The sequence below is a fragment of the Mycobacterium sp. E2238 genome (assembly GCF_001672665.1).
GTDB lineage: Bacteria > Actinomycetota > Actinomycetes > Mycobacteriales > Mycobacteriaceae > Mycobacterium.
The window spans coordinates 1-16,541 of the sequence record NZ_LZKF01000253.1; the positions used below are offsets into that span (position 1 = coordinate 1).

Here is a 16,541-nt window from a genome sequence, read left to right on the forward strand (position 1 = left end):
CAGCTCGCACTTCTCGGGACCACCCGCGATCCCGACGACACGAGCCCCGGCGGCCTTGGCGAGTTGGCCGGCGACCGACCCGACCGCGCCGGCCGCCGCGGAGACGACGACCGTCTCGCCCGGTCGCGGCTTGCCGATGTCGCGGATCCCGATCCACGCGGTGAGCCCGGTCATCCCGAGCGCACCCAGGTAGGCGCTCGGCGAGATGCCCGCTGCCACGTCCACCGGATTCACCATCGCCGTGTCCGAAAGGACCGCGTACTCCTGCCAGCCGAGCAGGCCCTGCACTTTCTGACCGACCGGATACTTGGAACTCTTGGAGGCGACCACCTCGCCGAGCCCGCCCGCGCGCATCACCTCGCCGATCCCGACCGGAGGCAGGTAGGACGGGGTGTCGTTGATCCACATGCGGTTGGTCGGATCCAGCGAGATCCAGTCGACCCGCACGAGCGCCTGGCCGTCGCCGATCTCGGGCACCGCCTCCTCGCTCAGTGCGAAGGTGTCCGGGCCTATGCGGCCGGTGGGGCGTTCGCGGAGCAGAAAACGGCGGTTTCGATCGGACATAAGCGCACCGTACCCTTCAACCAGGGGGCCGCCGAACGAAAGGTTTTGCGCGGTGAACGTGATGTCGCGAATCGTTGTTGTTCCCGTCGCCGCGCTGACGGTGCTGACAGCGGCCGCCCTGTCGCTGCCCGGGACGGCCGCCGCAGATCCGCCGCCCACCCAGCAGATCACCGTCGTGGCCGTCGGACCCGATGGCCAACCGATGAACGGTTACCACGTGGCGTCCGGACCGGGCAACGTCGGCCAGGCCAGCGAGTGCTCGTCACCGTCACCGTCGGCGCTGGCCGACAACGTCTATTCCTGCTCACCAACCGCGGCGGGCGCCCTCACCTGCTGGCCGTCGACACCCGGATCGCTGCTGTGCGTGGACAATCCCTGGGATAGGAGCATGCATCGGGTGAACTACGACGGCCCGCTGCCGCCCGTGCAGGCGCCAACCACTCCGGACCCGTTCGCGCTGACTCTCGATGACGGCACGCGCTGCCTGTTCCGCAACGGTGGCGCCTGGGGTGGTCGCGCCGACGGGTATGTCCCGGTCTACGGGTGTGGCCCCGGCGGCGGCGGCAATACCGCGGTGTTGTGGCTGCCCAGCCAGGGCGCCGGGAGTTGCATCGACCGCTCATCATCGGCGTGGACGGTCAAGGTCGGTCAAATCGGCCGGCCCGACACCGTCTATCCAGCACCCCAGACCCGGGCGGTGACGGAAGCATGGTTTGCCGGAGGCAAGGCCAGCCAATAGGGCCGCCGCGGGCGTGCTGCTATAACGCACGTATGTCAGCCCCCAGACACACGATCACCCACGTTTCAGACACCGCCCGCTGGACCGCGTTGCACCGGGCGACCGAAACCGCCCGTCCCGACGCGCTGTTCAGCGACCCGCTCGCCGAGCGCCTCGCGGGCGAACACGGACGCGAAATCGTCGCCAACGTCCCACGGTCGACCCGCAACGGCTGGTGGCTCGTCGCGCGCACCAAGATCATCGACGACGCCATCGCCGAAGCGATCGCCGCCGGCTGCGACCGGGTGCTGAACCTGGCCGCCGGCCTGGACACCCGCCCGTATCGCCTGGACCTTCCGGCCCACTTCACGTGGGTGGAGGCGGACCTGCCCGACCTGCTCGCGGAAAAGACGCAGCTCCTTGCCGACGAGGCGCCCCGGTGCCGGCTGACCCGCACCGCCGTCGACCTGGCCGACGCGGCGGCCCGCGACGCCTTCCTGGACGAGGCTCTGCGCGGCGCCACCAAGGCGCTGGTGCTGACCGAGGGCCTGTTGATGTATTTGGAAGACAGCGACGTCGTCGCGCTCTCCGCGGCGATCAAGCGACCCGAGGTCGCCTGGTGGCTGCTCGACTTCGCCGGTCCCGGTCTGAAGAAGATGCTGAACAAGAAGATGGCCGGCATGCTGCAGAACGCGCCGTTCAAGTTCGCACCCGAGAACGGGTTGGCCTATTTCGAAAACCTGGGCTGGCACACCGTCGAAGTCGAGGCGCTCTACCTCGCGGCCCACCGGTTGCATCGCTTGCCGGTGTGGATGCGCCCGCTCGCGTGGCTACCCCAGCCGGACCCGCGGCACCCGGGCGGCAGGGCATGGAGTGCGACCGCCCTGCTCACCCATTGAGCGCGCCTACCAGACGCGGATCCAATCGACGAGCATGTCGGCGGGATAGCTTCCCGGCCCCGGGTCGCCGCCGCCGGACCCGGCCACCGCCAGGTTGAATACCGGGTAGACCGTGTAGCCCGGTCCGTTGAACGGCCAATCCGGCAGCGAGCTCGCCGGCACGTCGAAATACGGCTGGGCCCCGTCGGAATAGTCCTTCCAGAACCGGATGCCGGCCTCGTCCCACTGCGTGCGCCAGGTGTGCCACGCGCTGTCCATCGCGATGTTGTGGGTTTTCCACTCGCCGCCGTTGGCTTTCGCGTGAACGGTGGTGGCCGAGGGCCAACTGCCGTTGCCGTACCACTCCATGACGTCGATCTCACCCTGGTCGTCATTACCCAGCCAGTAGGCGGGCCAGGCGCCCGCGGTCAGGCAATTGAGCTTGATACGGGCTTCCCAGGTATGGCCGACGCCACCCCGCCAGAGGCTTTGGACCTTGCCGCTGTAGTAGGTGGGGCCTTCCTTGGCGGCACGCAGAACCAGGTTGGAGTTGCCGTCGAGGAAGACGTTGCGACGGTCGTCGCGGTACTGCCCGATGTGCTCGGGCAGCTCCCAATACGTCGGATCCTTGATGGATTCGCGGGCCTTCGCGACCGTCCACTTCGACGAATCCGGCGCCGAGCCGGCGGCTCCGTCGAATTCGTCGTGAAAAATGTAGGTGCCGGTTTGGCCGCTCGGAGCGGCGGGAGCGGGTGCGCGATTCGGGCGGGCCAGGGCCTGCGGCGCAGGCAGCGCGGCAGCGAGCACGCCGATCCCGGTCGTCAACATCATGCGGCGGCGGTCCATCTTGGGCATACGCGGGGACGATAGCAGCCACCGCCGTCCAGACCGAACTCCGAAATCTGTCGGTGCTCGCCGCTAACGTTTCGAATCGCCGGCGGGCCAGCACGGACGGCGGAGTGGTAACGGCGGCAGGATTAGTCGAAATTCATGGCTAATTCTCAACTTGGTGGGTGGTTTGGTCTCAGGATCGGCCGGGCATTCTGAGATCACAAGCCGATAACCACAAGTCGTAGAGTTTTTGCGGGTTGCACTGGGAGGAGTTAACGATCGTGGCGAATTCAACGGGAGCGACGGTTATTTCCCTTCAGTCTCACCCGCGATGGGCTGCGGCTCGGCGTCAGGAGCGCGAACGCCGTGAGGCTATGCGCCGTCATCCCGCTTTCCGCGCCAGCCAGCGTGCCGCGGTCGCCGGTGGCGAGGTCATCCCGCTGATCCGCGACTTCAAGCTCTACTCGAGCACCAACACTTCGGCCTGAACAATTCCGCGCGCAAATTGCGCAAAAGGCGGCCACGGCGTGGGCTTGCTCGCACACGTAATCGGGCCGCGGAAAACGTTCCGATAACTTCCCCTCTCTCTTGAGGGAGCGCGCGGCTGCCCCCGTTGGGGAGCCACAGCCGGCCGCCCGAATTTTCGGATTGCACCCGTTTACATCATTCCCGCCGTTTACTACCGTGGGTAGTAGAAGTCGTTGGGAGACGCGATGTCGAACAATTCGTTTTCGAGTACAGCGCACCGTCCGCTCACCGCGGCGATGGTCGGGTTCGCCGCCGCGTACGCCCTGCACGCGATCGATCACCTTCGGCGGGGAATGGCGGCCTCGCCGCCGTCGATCATGGTCGGCGGCACGATCCAGGGCATCATCGTGCTGATCGCCGTAGTGCTCGTGGTGCGTCATCACCCGCGGGCTTGCGAGGCGGCGATCGCGGTGGGTTACGGCAGCGCCGCGCTGTTCGTCTATGCCCACGTGCTGCCGACGTTCCTGCCGGACTTTCAGGACAGCTTTACGTCCGGGCCCCGCATCAACGTCACCTGGTTCTCGTGGGTCACCGCGGCCGCCGAGATCGGCGCGGGCCTGGCGCTCGGGTACGTGGGAGTGCGGGCGCGACGGCGTTGGGCCGCGAGCTTGCCGGCACGGGTCGCGTCGCAGGCCTAGGTCGCGCACAACCGCGTCTAGCGATCCGCGCGCCGGATCGGATCAGAGCTTGCCGGCGACGAAGTCGGCCGCCTGGTTGGCCATCCCCGCGTCGATGTACGCACCGGCCAGGTGTTGCGGCCAGTTCGCCTTCCAGGTGTTCGGGTCGGCGGGGTTGCAGATGGGGTCGGCGCCGTGGCACAACTCGATGGTCCGGTCGTTATAGATCGGGCTGAAGTTCGTGATCGGACCGACCCACTGGCTGCCGTTGCCGAAGAGGGCCACGGCAGCGATGTGCTGGTCGGCGCCCGGAGGCAGCGGGCTGTCGAAGCCGAACGCGCTGATGGGCGCCGCGAGGACCACGTCGGTTACCGCCGCGCCGAGCGAATAGCCGCCGAGCACCAGCCGGGTGTTCGGGCAAGTGTTGATCATGTCCTGAACGTGATGGCTCATGTCGTTGGCACCCTGAGCAACCTCGGTGTCGGCGGGGTAATTCACCGCGTAGACGCCGATGTTCTTGTTGACCTTGGATCGCAGTGCACTGATGAACGCGTTGCCCAGCGCTCCCGGTCCCGGCGATTCCATTCGGCCGCGGGCGAAGACCACCTGTGCCTGTGGGCAGTTCGCGGCCGCGGCGCTGGGCATTACGGACGAGGGGAGCGCAGCGGGCAAAGCGGCCGCGGCCACGATGAGGACCGCCGCCAGGCCGATGTCACCGAGTCTGCGGGGAAACACAGCATGATGGTAAAGCGGTCCCGGCCCGGCCGCTGGGCTTAGGCAAAGCGCCCTCAGTCCGGTCGCCTCGACCACCGTGGGGACGCCAGTGGCGCGAACGATAGGTTCAGCGGATGAGTCACGTCGATGCGAGTGCGCCCGAGCGCCTGTTCGCGCTGGCCGAACAGGTACCAGGGTTCCTGCCCGCCGACGAGGGACGGGCGCTCTACGACGCCGCGCTGCGGTATCTCGACGGCGGCGTCGCCGTCGAGATCGGCACGTATTGCGGCAAATCCACCCTGTTGCTCGGCGCCGCGGCCCAACAAACCGCGGGCGTGCTCTACACGATCGACCACCATCACGGCTCCGAGGAGCACCAGGCCGGCTGGGAGTACCACGACGCCTCGCTGGTCGACGAGGTCACGGGATTGTTCGACACACTGCCGACCTTCCGTCGCACGCTCGATGCCGCGGGGCTCGACGACCACGTCGTCGCCGTCGTGGGCAAGTCGCCGATCGTGGCCTCCGGATGGCGGTCGCCGCTGCGCTTTTTGTTCATCGACGGCGGCCACAGCGAGGCCGCCGCGAACCAGGACTTTGACGGATGGGCGAAGTGGGTGACAGTGGACGGCGCGCTGGCCATCCACGACGTCTTCCCGGACCCGAGGGACGGCGGCCGACCCCCTTACTACATCTACTGTCGCGCAATCGATTCCGGCCAGTTCCGGGAGGTTTCGGCTACCGGGTCGCTGAGGGTCCTCGAGCGTGTCAGCGGCCAGCCGGGCGAGGCGATCTAGCCGGATTCACGTCAGCGGCCGGGGCCGGCCGAGACGCATTCGCAGTCGAAGTCGGTCTGCAGACCCATCGGCAAGCCCTCGGCACGGAAAATGCCGGCGCCCGCGGTGGTGTTGGACAGCGCGTCCGCGGCGAGGATCATCGCCGCTCCCGTCCACGTGGTGCGCTCCTCGGGCCAGCGTTTCCCATCGGCGAACACCAAACCCGTCCAATAGGAGCCGTCTTCCTCGCGGAGATGCTGCATGGCGCCGAACTGTCGATGGGCGGCGGATCGCTGACCGATGGCGTCCAGCGCCATCACCAGCTCGCATGTCTCGGCGCCGGTGACCCAGGGTCGGTCCACCACACAGCGAATGCCCAGTCCGCCGACCACGAAGTCGTCCCACCGCTGTTCGATTCGCGCGGCCGCCGCGGGCCCGCGCATCGCGCTACCGAGAATGGGGTAGTACCAGTCCATCGAGTAGCGGTCCTTCTCGGTGAACGCCTCGGGATGCGCGGCTATCGCGTGCCCGAGCCGGCCCAGCGCCAGTTCCCACTCCGGCTGCGGCTCGCCGACCAGGGCCGCCAGCGCCAAGGCGCACCGCATGCTGTGAAAGACGCTTGCGCAACCCGTCAGCAGCGCTTCGTCCAAAGGACCGGCTTCACTGCGGGCCCAACAGATCTCGCCATAGCCGACCTGCAAGTCGATGACGAAGTCGATCGCCTTGTGCACGACCGGCCACATCTGAGCGGCGAAGCGCCGGTCGCCGGTGACGAGCACGTGGTGCCAGACGCCGGTGGCGATGTAGGCGCAGAAGTTGCTGTCGCTGTTGGCATCTTCGATGACCCCGGCGCGCAGCTGGATCGGCCATGAGCCATCCGGCCGCTGGGTGCGGCGACTCCATTCGAACGCGGCGCGCGCCGGTTCCAGTAGCCCGGCGGCGGTGAGCGCCATCGCGCACTCCACGTGATCCCACGGGTCGGTGTGACCCCCCTCAGACCAGGGGATGGCCCCGGTGGGTTCCTGCATGGCTGCGATTGACAGTGCGGTTTGACGGCATTGCTCGGGGGTAAGGACGCCCGGGACCGATGGTGGGTTAGACCGACGCAACTGAATATCCCACCGTCGCTTCGCTTTCTGCTTGCGGCTGTTTGACGAAATACATCGCCACACTCTTGCCGACCAGCGGATTGAGTAGCGATTCCGCCAGCTGCGTGATCTTCGGCCGTCGCATCAGGTCCCACACCAGGAGTTGGTGGTACGCCGACACGGCCCGGTGATCGGTGTTAGACACTCCCACAGCGCATTTCAACCACCAGAAGGGGGAATGCAGTGCGTGCGCGTGGTGGGAATGCGTCATTCGCATTCCGCCATCCGAAATCTTGGCGCGCAAATCGCTGGCCCGGTAGATGCGTACGTGGCCGCCCTCGTTGCTGTGGTATTCATCGGACAGCAGCCAACAAACCCGCTCGGGAAGCCATCGCGGCACACTGACGGCCAGGGTCCCGCCGACCTTGAGCACCCTGATCAATTCGGCGATGGCGGCGTCGTCGTGCGGTATGTGTTCCAGGATTTCGGACGCGATCACGCAGTCGAATGTCTCGTCGGCGTACGGCAACTTCAACGCGTCACCGAGGACTACCTTCGCCGACGCGCCGACGGGCGCCTCACCGCCCTCGGCCATCGCGCGCAAAATGGTTTCCACCGAACGTAATTCGCTCTCATCGCGGTCGAACGCCACGACGTCGGCACCGCGTCGATACGCTTCGAACGCATGCCGGCCGGCTCCGCAGCCGACGTCGATGACTTTCGTCGCCGGTCCGACCCGCAGCCGGTCGAAATCGACTGTCAGCATTGCGCTTCCCCTTCGGGAGCGGCCGGGGCGGCGTTGCGCGCGATCGCACGCTCATACACCCTGACGGTTTGAGCGGCCACGGCCTCCCAGCTGAACACGTTGACCGCGCGGGTTCGTCCCGCCTTGCCCAGACTCCGTCGCTTCTCCGGCGAATCCAGCAGGTCTCCGAGGGCGCGGGTGAGCGCGTCGACGTCGGCGGGCGGTACCAGCTCGGCGCACGCGCCGTCGGTGCCGAGAACTTCGGGGAGCGCGCCGACCCGACTCGCGACGATCGGAGTTCCGCTGGCCATCGCCTCCACCGCCGGTAGCGAAAACCCTTCGTAGAGCGAGGGAATGCAGGCGACTTCGGCCGAGGCGAACAACGCGGCCAGCTCGGCGTCGGAAAGCCCGCTGGTGATGTGGACCATGTCGGAGATGCCGAGCTCGGCGATCAGTTTGTGGGTGGGGCCGTTGGGTTCCACCTTGGCGACCAGCCGCAGCTCGAGATCCCTGCTCGTACGCAGCCGGGCGACCGCGTGCAGCAAGGTGCGCACACCCTTCAGCGGCGTATCGGCACTGGCAATCGCGATGACCCGCCCGGGTTGCCGGGGAAGGGATCCCGGCTTGAACAGTTCGGTGTTCACGCCCAGCGGCACCACGTGCAGCTGGTCGGGCGAAACCCCGAAGTCGCTCACGATGTCGGCGGCCGACGACGACGAAACTGTCAGCAGGTCCGGAATCTGGCGCGCCACTTGCTGCTGCATCGCCAGAAATCCATACCAGCGCTGCACCAACGGCTTTCGCCACCATCGCGCGGCCGCCAGGTCGAGCACGCGGTCACGGGTGATGGGATGGTGCACAGTAGCCACCACGGGCAGTCCCGCGCCCGCGATCGTGAGGAGGCCGGTGCCCAGGCTCTGGTTGTCGTGGACGACGTCGAAGTCGGCCGTCCGGGATGCCAGCAACCGGGCGGCGCGCATGGTGAACGTCCGCGGTTCCGGAAAGCCCGCCGTCCACGTGGTGAGCAGTTCCAACAGGTCGATCGAGTCGCGGATCTCACTGGGCCGTGGCACCCGGAAGGGATCGGGTTCACGGTAGAGGTCAAGGCTCGGCACCTGGGTCAGCCGCACCCGCGGGTCGAGCAGGTCGGGGTAGGGCTGGCCCGAGAACACCTCGACGTCATGACCCAGTTCCACCAGACCGTGGCTGAGATGGCGCACGTAGACGCCCTGTCCGCCGCAATGGGTTTTACTACGGTAGGACAGCAGGGCAATTCGCATACTCAACTCTTCTTTGCTGGTGAATGACCGCGGAATGGCGCCGAATCCATCGCGGTCAACGGGCTCCCGAACCCCGCGACAGCAAACTGGACATGTGTCCAGACTATAGTTCGATCACCTAATCGAGCGCAACGAGCTCGGGCGTCACCGGGTCCCGGGTAAACGGTCTGACGGAATTCCGGCACCCAAAGATCATGCCATTAGGCCCCGAACGGAATTGAACCGTTCGAGCCACCCGCGCGTGCTCCCAGGTATAGGAAGCTATACCCAGCTCGCGATGAGGAGTGGCCGTGGGTGCCGTGTTGAAACCGCGTTACGACGTCATCGTGTGTGGCGCCGGGTCCTCGGGGTCGGTCGTCGCCGCCCGCCTGGCGGAGAACCCGGACGTGAAGGTGCTGCTACTCGAGGCGGGCGGCTCCGACGACCTGCCGGCGGTGAAGGAAGCCGGCCAATGGCCGTCCAACCTGGGAAGCGACCGCGACTGGGGCTTCGCCGCCGAACCCGACCCGCGCCTGCACGGGCGCTCCATCCCGTTCTCGATGGGCAAAGTGCTGGGCGGCGGGTCGAGCATCAACTTGATGGTGTGGTCGCGCGGACACCGCGGCGACTGGGACCACTTCGCCGCCGAATCGGGCGAATCCGCGTGGGCGTACGCGCGGGTCTTGGAACTGTATCGGCAACTCGAGGACTGGCAGGGCACAGGCGAGCCGGATCACCGTGGCAGGGGAGGACCGGTGTTCGTCGAGCCGGCCGCCGGCCATCCGCTTGGACCGGCGGTCTTGGACGCGGCGCGGGCTCACGGCATCCCCACCTACCAGAGTCCGAACGGCCGCTTGATGGAGAATGCGCGCGGCGCCGCTGTTGCCGACCTACGCAGCCGCAACGGCAGGCGCGAGTCCGTGTTCCGCACCTACGCCGGCCCGGTGCTGGGCCGCCCGAACCTGACGGTGTTGCCGCACGCGATGGTCACCCGCGTCATCTTCGAAGCCGACCGGGCGATGGGCGTCGAAGTCTTGCATGCGGGCGCGGTTCATCAGGTGGCCGCCGAGGCGGAGGTCGTTTTGTCACTCGGCGCGATACACACCCCCAAGGTGCTGATGCAGTCCGGCGTGGGCGACGCGCAGGAATTGCGGCGTGTCGGAATCGCCGTCCGCCGGCACCTACCCGGCGTCGGACGCAATTTCCAGGATCATTTCGGGTTCGACTGCGTGTGGGAGTTTCCGGATTCGGTGCAGGGCAGCACCCAGGTTGCGGCGACGATGTTCTGGGACTCGGGAGCGGCCGATGTTCAGGGACCCGACCTCTTCGCCTGCTTGGGCCCCTTCCCCAAGGCGACCCCGGAGAACGCCGCGAGATACGGCCTGCCGGCCAACAGTTGGATTCTGTTCGGCTCCCCAACTCACCCCACGAGCCGCGGGCGCCTGCGGTTGTCGGGGCCGAACGCGGCCGACCCGATCCGCATCGAGGCGAACGCGCTGTCGAACCCCGACGACCTCAAGGCCGCGATCGCCTGCATCGAGACGCTGCGCGAAATCGGCAACTCCGCCGAACTGCGCCCGTTCGTCGCACGCGAAGTCATGCCGGGTGACCTCTCGGGCGCCGAACTCGATGATTACCTGCGTTATGCCGTGACCACTTACTGGCACGAATCGGGGACGGCGAAGATGGGTCGAGACCCCGCGTCGGTGGTTGACGGACGCCTGAAGGTGTACGGCATCGAGAACCTGCGCGTCGCCGACGCATCGATCATGCCGCGAATTACGAGCGGCAACACCATGGCTCCCTGTGTGGTGATCGGAGAGCGCGCCGCACAGTTCATCAAGGCCGAGCACCGGCTTTGAGCTGTTTGTTACCATCGCGCGGTGCAGGGTTCGGCTGCATCAGGTGAATGCCGCGGGCGGCGATCGGCTTCGCGACGCGACGTTCTGAAACTTGCCCTGGCGCCGGCTTTCCTCAGCTTCGTGACGTCGGCCGCCAGCTCCACCGCGCCAACGGCATTCGCCGCCGACATACGGCTGATCGACTTCGCCGAGCGCAGGATTTCCCCGGACGAGATCAAATCCGCGGGCTATGCCGGGGTGGTGAATTACGTTTCCGAGTCGCGGCCGGGCGCGAATTTCGAGGCCAAGCCGATCACCCGCGAGTACGCCGACGCGCTGCGCGCGGCGGGCCTGCAGATCGTCAGCAATTTCCAGTACGGCAAACCGGGGTGGCCGGACCCGTCGGACTACACCCGCGGCCACGACGGCGGGGTGGCGGATGCCCAGACGGCGCAACGGCTGCACGCCGCGGCCGGGGGCCCGGCGTCGGCCCCGATATTCTTCAGCGTCGACGACGACATCGACGAGAACACCTGGAACAGCATTGCGGTGCAATGGTTTCGGGGGATCAACTCCGCACTGGGCGTGGGCCGCACCGGCATCTATGGGCATGCCAATGCGTGCGGCTGGGCGATCCGGGACGGCGTCGTCGGGAACTCGACCACGCCCGGGCATCGGTGGGCGTGGCAGACCAAGTCGTGGTCACACGGCGCTCGTGAACCCGCGGCGGTGCTCTACCAGGCGGTGGTCAACAGCCCGGCCAACCCCAGCCCGCTCCTCGGCGGGATCAACGTGGACATCGACGAGGTGTTGGCCGCCGACTACGGCCAGTGGGACTTCGCGCGCTGACCTAACGCACGGCGCCCCGCGAGCCCATGGCCCGCGGGGCGCCGCTTGGTATCCGGGTGTTACTTCAGATCGAACCGGTCGTTGTTCATGACCTTTACCCACGCCGCGACGAAGTCCTCGACGAACTTCCCCTGATTGTCGTCCTGGGCGTAGACCTCGGCCAGCCCGCGCAGCACCGAATTCGACCCGAACACAAGGTCATTCGCGGTCGCGGTCCACTTGATCGCGCCCGAGGCGCGGTCGCGGCCCTCGTAGACGTTCTCCGCGGTCTCCGACGGCTTCCACTCGGTACCCATGTCGAGCAGGTTGACGAAGAAGTCGTTGGTCAACGCTCCGGGCCGGTCGGTGAACACCCCGTGCTTGGTGCCGCCGTGATTGGCGCCGAGCGCACGCAGGCCGCCGATGAGCACCGTCGTCTCCGGGGCGGTCACACCGAGTAGGTACGCCCGCTCCATCAGCAGGTGCTCCAGGGGAGCCTTCTCTCCCGCACGGACGTAGTTGCGGAAGCCGTCGGCCCGCGGCTCGAGCACCGCGAACGACTCCACATCGGTGTTCTCCTGGGAGGCGTCGGTGCGCCCCGGCGCGAAGTGCACCGAGATCTCGTAGCCGGCGTCCTTCGCCGCCTTCTCGACCGCCGCGGATCCCGCCAGCACGATCAGATCGGCCAGCGAGATCTTCTTGCCGCCCGATGCCGAGCCGTTGAAGTCCTGCTGGATCTTCTCCAGCACGGGCAACACCTTGTCCAGCTCGGAGGGCTCGTTGCACTCCCAGTTCCGTTGCGGCTCCAGGCGCAACCGCGCCCCGTTGGCGCCACCGCGCTTGTCGGTGTTGCGGTAGCTCCCGGCCGCCGACCAGGCGGTCTTGACCAGCTGGGGAACGGACAGGCCCGCCCCGAGGACCTTGCTCTTCAGCTCAGCGACGTCCTTCTCGTCGACCAGCTCGTGGTCGACGGCCGGAACCGGGTCCTGCCAGAGCTGCGGCTCGGGAATCCACGGGCCGAGGTAGCGGCTGATCGGTCCCATGTCGCGGTGCAGCAGCTTGTACCAGGCCTTGGCGAACGCCTCGGTCAGCTCCTCGGGGTGGTCCAGCCAGCGCCGCGTGATGTCGCGATAAATCGGGGACTCGCGCATCGAGATGTCGGTGACCAGCATCGTCGGCGCCCGGCCCGGGCCGCCGAACGGATCGGGGATGGTCCCGGCGCCGGCGCCGTCCTTGGCGACGAACTGCCAGGCATCGCCGGGGCTCTTGGTGAGCTCCCACTCGTAGCCGTACAGCGTCTCCAGGAAGGTGTTGTCCCACTGGGTCGGGGTCGGCGTCCAGACCACCTCCAGGCCACTGGTGATGGCGTCCTTGCCAACGCCGGTGCCATACGAGCTCTTCCAGCCCAGCCCTTGCTGTTCGATCGGGGCGGCCTCGGGCTCGGGTCCGACCAGATCGCCGCTGCCGGCGCCGTGGGTCTTGCCGAAGCTGTGCCCGCCGACGATGAGCGCGGCCGTCTCCTCGTCGTTCATCGCCATGCGGCCGAACGTCTCGCGGATGTCGATCGCCGCGGCGATGGGATCCGGCTTGCCTTCGGGCCCTTCGGGATTGACGTAGATCAGACCCATCGTCGTCGCCCCGTAGGGCTGGGCGAGGTCGCGCTCGCCGGAATACCGCTTGTCGGTGCCCAGCCAGGTGTCCTCCTCGCCCCAGAGGATTTCTTCCGGCTCGAAGACGTCTTCGCGACCGAACGCGAAGCCGAAGGTCTTGAATCCCATCGATTCCAGGGCGCAGTTACCCGCGAAGATGATCAGGTCCGCCCAGGAGATCTTGTTGCCGTACTTCTTCTTCACCGGCCACAGCAGCCGACGCGCCTTGTCCAGGCTCACGTTGTCCGGCCAGCTGTTGAGCGGGGCGAACCGCTGCATGCCCTGGCCGCCGCCGCCCCTGCCGTCGAAGATGCGGTACGTGCCGGCCGCGTGCCAGCTCATCCGGATGAAAAGGCCGCCATAGTGGCCGTAGTCGGCGGGCCACCAGTCCTGCGAGGTGGTCATCACCGAGATGACGTCTCGCTTCAGCGCCTCGACATCGAGCTTGGCGAACTCCTCGGCGTAGTTCCAGTCCTCGCCGTAGGGGGTCGATTTCGGGTTGTGGGGCTGCAGCATCGACGGGTCGACCTGATCCGGCCACCAGTCGCGGTTGGTCAGCGGCCCGCGCGCCTTCGGTTCGGGCGAGGAGATCGCGGGGTTTTCGCTCTCGCTCCTGCTGGCCGTCTTGGAGTCGTCGTGCGGCGGCCGGCTTTCGGATATATCTGACACAGCAATCCTTCCTTGGTGATTGGGCTGCGATCTAGGGACCTGCAGTCGAACAGTCGGGGCACACGCCCCAATAGATGACCTCGGCCTCGTCCAGGACGAAGCCGTCCAGAACGTCGTTGTCGTCAGACGGTGTGAGGCAGGGCGCCTCACCGACCGCACAGTCGATGTCGGCGATGACGCCACAGGACCGACACACGACGTGGTGGTGGTTGTCGCCGACTCGCGACTCGTAGCGGGCGACCGACCCGGACGGCTGGATGCGGCGCACCAGACCCACCGTGCTCAGCGCGTTGAGGACGTCGTACACGGCCTGGCGGGAGACATCGGGCAGCCCCACGCGCACCGCGGAGAAGATGGTCTCGGTGTCCGAATGCGGGTGAGCGTCCACCGCCTCCAGCACGGCGATCCTCGGCCGGGTCACCCGGAGATCGGCCATCCGCAGTCGCTCCGCGTAATCGGCCGTCGATGACACCGCACCAATATGACGCACTTATCTGGAACGAGTCAAGAGTTTACTGTGAAGTGGCGCACAACTCACGGTGACGAATGAGCTACATCACGCGATTCTAGGTTGGCTTTAGCGCGCTGCCTTTGCGCCAGTCGTCCCAACTGATCGTCCAGTCGCCGTTCTGCGCCAGTGTCAACGGGGGGCCGCCGCTGTTGCGGACCTCGACCACATCACCCGGCACGGAGAAGTCGTAGAACCATTTCGCATTGTCGGCGTTGAGGTTCAGGCATCCGTGCGAGGTGTCCCGATGGCCCTGGGCCCAGACCGTGGCATCGAGCTCATGCAGATAGATGCCGTCGGTGCTGATCTTGGTGGCCCAGTTGATGGTTTCGCGGTAGCCCAGGCGGGAGTTCTTGGGCAGCCCGAACGTGGAGGAGTCCATCACGACGGGGTTGCCCTTGTCGAGCACGGTGTAGACGCCCGGGGGAGTCCACAGCGAGATGCTCTTGCCGCCGACGTTTTCGGTCCCGCCCATCCCCATCGAGGTGGGCATCGTGCGGACCAGGGCACCGTTGTTGAAGACGCTGACCTGATGGGTCGCGTCGTCGGCGATGGAGACGTGGGCGTCGCCGATCCGGAACGACACCTTGGTGTCGTCTTGGCCGAATAGGCCGTTACCCAAAGCGATTCCATAAATCTTGGCCTCGGCCGTGACGGTCGTGCCCGGCGCGTAGTAGTGCTCCGGGCGCCAGTGGGCGTTCTGGTCGTCGACCCAGTACCACGACCCCTCCACCTTGGGGTCGGTGGTCACCGCCAGATGCCGCTCCGCTTCGGCACGGTCGGCGATCTGCTCGTCGAAGTGGGCGACGATCACCATCCCGACGCCATAGGTCCCGCCGTCTTTGAGGGCGGCCTCCGACGTGGTGGTGAACGAAACCTTGGTCTGGTTAGACGGCTTCAGCGTCGAAAAGGACGAAACTTGCGTCGAGGCAACGCCATTGGGGCCCCGGCTGGTGACCGTCAGGGTGTAGGTGCGGCCATAGCCCAGGGGGACGGTGGGCTTCCATACGGTGCTATCCGGTGTCATGACGCCCTGCACGGACTTGCCGCTCTCGTTGACCATGCGGACCTCGGTCAGCGTCCCGGCGTCCGCCTTGACCATCACCTGTGCGAGCGGGTCCACGTCGCGCGCATCGGGGCCCGGCGTGATCGTGACCTGTGCCGGTCCAGCGGGTTTCGACGATGAGTTGCGATGACCGCAGCCACCTAGGGATGCCGCAACCAGGACCACGCCCATAACTGCGGCGACCACGAGCAGTAATCGCCGCAGCCCGCCGCTCCTGGGGATCCGGCGAACGGACCGGTCACTGGTCTTGGACATCATTGAGCTATCGGATCCTTGCGTTCTGTTGGGTGCCGGGTCGAATCGCGGCCCAGGCGGCCATGTTGTCCATCAGATGCCACGGACGTGCGGTTTTTAAACCGACCGGCGCACGGGCGAGGATCATGGCGGCATGGTCGACGACGAACTCGACAGTCTGTATTCGGCGCCGCCGAAGGATTTCACCGCGCAACGCACCAAGTTGGCCGCGGCGGCCAAGCGCCGGGGCGACGACGCCGGCGCCAAGCGGATTTCCGCGGCCAACAAACCCACCACCGCGGCATGGATCGTCAACCGGCTCGCGCTGCGCCACGCCGACACCAAACGGCGCCTGACCGACCTGGGCGACCGCCTGCGCGCCGCGCACGCGGCGATGGACGGCGCGCATATCCGGGACTTGTCCGCCGAGCAGCACCAGCTCGTCGGCGAGCTCACCCGAACCGCTCTGCAAGCCGCCGATGTCAGCAACCCATCCTCGGCGGTGCGCGACGACATCACCAGCACGCTGCAAGCGGCCATCGCCGACCCCGAGGTCAGGGACCGGCTCGGCCGGCTGGCCCGGCCCGAGCAGTGGTCGGGTTTCGGCGACTTCGGCGCCGCGGCACCCGTGACGGCCGCCCGGGCAGGGCGGGCGAAGGAGCGGTCGGCGCCGGCGCGGCCACAGCCGGCGAAACAGCCCGTGCGCGACGCCGCAGCGCAGCGGCGGCTCGAGACACTGACCGCAGCCGTGACAGCCGCTGAGCGCGAGCAGGCCGACGCCGAGGCCACACTCTCCGAGCGCCGGGCGGAGCGGGCCGCGGCCCGGCAGCGCCACGAGGAGGCGCTTGCGGCTTTGCGTGTCGCCGAGCGCGAACTCGAACGCGCCGAAGCGCACTACGAGCGGGCCGAGCACGCCGGCCACGCCGCGGCAGAAACGGTCAAAGAGGCGAAAGCGCAGTTGAAGCGGGGCTGACAGGTCCGTCGAAGCGCGGTGGTGTTTCCATGTGTGCAGCCGGGGTACTAGGCCA

At 67.2% G+C, this 16,541-nt stretch carries 15 protein-coding genes and 1 pseudogene; 7 read left to right on the forward strand and 9 right to left on the reverse strand.

Going from position 1 to position 16,541, the window contains the following annotated elements; all coding sequences use genetic code 11:
• Window positions 1-564 (reverse strand): annotated as a pseudogene (locus tag A5711_RS23530) (NADP-dependent oxidoreductase); the annotation flags it as partial.
• Between the two features lie 52 nt (window positions 565-616).
• Between A5711_RS23530 and A5711_RS23535 the strand changes: the two are divergent.
• Both A5711_RS23535 and A5711_RS23540 read left to right on the forward strand, forming a co-directional pair.
• Window positions 617-1,303: a hypothetical protein gene (locus A5711_RS23535; protein WP_067950823.1), complete on the forward strand. Its 687-nt coding sequence runs from the start codon at window positions 617-619 to the stop codon at window positions 1,301-1,303.
• A gap of 32 nt (window positions 1,304-1,335) precedes the next feature.
• The gene (locus A5711_RS23540; protein WP_067950825.1) at window positions 1,336-2,181 is read left to right on the forward strand and encodes an SAM-dependent methyltransferase; all 846 of its coding nucleotides are present in this window, start codon (window positions 1,336-1,338) and stop codon (window positions 2,179-2,181) included.
• 6 nt (window positions 2,182-2,187) lie between these two features.
• Here A5711_RS23540 and A5711_RS23545 read toward each other — a convergent pair whose 3' ends face one another.
• The gene (locus A5711_RS23545; protein WP_067950827.1) at window positions 2,188-3,015 is read right to left on the reverse strand and encodes a family 16 glycosylhydrolase; all 828 of its coding nucleotides are present in this window, start codon (window positions 3,013-3,015) and stop codon (window positions 2,188-2,190) included.
• Window positions 3,016-3,704: 689 nt separating this feature from the next.
• Here A5711_RS23545 and A5711_RS27860 point away from each other — a divergent pair.
• Window positions 3,705-4,157, forward strand: coding sequence for a hypothetical protein (locus tag A5711_RS27860; RefSeq protein ID WP_231987010.1), 453 nt, complete (start codon window positions 3,705-3,707; stop codon window positions 4,155-4,157).
• A gap of 42 nt (window positions 4,158-4,199) precedes the next feature.
• On the opposite strand, the gene A5711_RS23555 is transcribed toward A5711_RS27860, so the two are convergent.
• Window positions 4,200-4,871 (reverse strand): cutinase family protein, encoded by a 672-nt coding sequence (locus tag A5711_RS23555; RefSeq protein ID WP_067950829.1) that lies wholly within the window; start codon window positions 4,869-4,871, stop codon window positions 4,200-4,202.
• 113 nt (window positions 4,872-4,984) lie between these two features.
• On the opposite strand from A5711_RS23555, the gene A5711_RS23560 reads away from it, so the two are divergent.
• Window positions 4,985-5,647: a class I SAM-dependent methyltransferase gene (locus A5711_RS23560; protein WP_067950831.1), complete on the forward strand. Its 663-nt coding sequence runs from the start codon at window positions 4,985-4,987 to the stop codon at window positions 5,645-5,647.
• A gap of 11 nt (window positions 5,648-5,658) precedes the next feature.
• Here the strand turns inward: A5711_RS23560 and A5711_RS23565 are convergent, their stop codons facing one another.
• Genes A5711_RS23565 through A5711_RS23575 form a run of 3 tightly spaced genes read right to left on the reverse strand, consistent with a single transcriptional unit; the run spans window position 5,659 to window position 8,739 of the window.
• A complete protein-coding gene (locus tag A5711_RS23565) occupies window positions 5,659-6,735 on the reverse strand; it encodes a prenyltransferase (RefSeq protein WP_067950833.1) in 1,077 nt (358 codons plus the stop codon).
• Entirely contained in the window at window positions 6,722-7,480 is a 759-nt protein-coding gene (locus tag A5711_RS23570) for a class I SAM-dependent methyltransferase (RefSeq protein ID WP_067950835.1), read from the reverse strand. The genes A5711_RS23565 and A5711_RS23570 overlap by 14 nt, the downstream gene beginning before the upstream one ends.
• A complete protein-coding gene (locus A5711_RS23575) occupies window positions 7,474-8,739 on the reverse strand; it encodes a glycosyltransferase family 4 protein (RefSeq protein ID WP_067950837.1) in 1,266 nt (421 codons plus the stop codon). The genes A5711_RS23570 and A5711_RS23575 overlap by 7 nt, the downstream gene beginning before the upstream one ends.
• A gap of 290 nt (window positions 8,740-9,029) precedes the next feature.
• On the opposite strand from A5711_RS23575, the gene A5711_RS23580 reads away from it, so the two are divergent.
• Both A5711_RS23580 and A5711_RS23585 read left to right on the forward strand, forming a co-directional pair.
• Complete coding sequence (locus tag A5711_RS23580) at window positions 9,030-10,580, forward strand: GMC family oxidoreductase (protein WP_067950930.1); 1,551 nt, start codon at window positions 9,030-9,032, stop codon at window positions 10,578-10,580.
• A gap of 21 nt (window positions 10,581-10,601) precedes the next feature.
• On the forward strand, window positions 10,602-11,408 hold the full coding sequence (locus tag A5711_RS23585; RefSeq protein ID WP_067950840.1) for a DUF1906 domain-containing protein: 807 nt from the start codon (window positions 10,602-10,604) through the stop codon (window positions 11,406-11,408).
• 59 nt (window positions 11,409-11,467) lie between these two features.
• On the opposite strand, the gene katG is transcribed toward A5711_RS23585, so the two are convergent.
• From katG to A5711_RS23600, 3 genes are all read right to left on the reverse strand, one after another.
• On the reverse strand, window positions 11,468-13,711 hold the full coding sequence (katG, locus tag A5711_RS23590) for a catalase/peroxidase HPI (protein ID WP_369806093.1): 2,244 nt from the start codon (window positions 13,709-13,711) through the stop codon (window positions 11,468-11,470).
• Window positions 13,712-13,736: 25 nt separating this feature from the next.
• Complete coding sequence (locus A5711_RS23595) at window positions 13,737-14,177, reverse strand: Fur family transcriptional regulator (RefSeq protein WP_067950843.1); 441 nt, start codon at window positions 14,175-14,177, stop codon at window positions 13,737-13,739.
• A gap of 94 nt (window positions 14,178-14,271) precedes the next feature.
• The gene (locus tag A5711_RS23600) at window positions 14,272-15,450 is read right to left on the reverse strand and encodes an Ig-like domain-containing protein (RefSeq protein ID WP_369829959.1); all 1,179 of its coding nucleotides are present in this window, start codon (window positions 15,448-15,450) and stop codon (window positions 14,272-14,274) included.
• 217 nt (window positions 15,451-15,667) lie between these two features.
• Between A5711_RS23600 and A5711_RS23605 the strand changes: the two genes are divergently transcribed.
• A complete protein-coding gene (locus tag A5711_RS23605) occupies window positions 15,668-16,486 on the forward strand; it encodes a hypothetical protein (RefSeq protein ID WP_067950847.1) in 819 nt (272 codons plus the stop codon).
• Window positions 16,487-16,541: the final 55 nt, after the last annotated feature.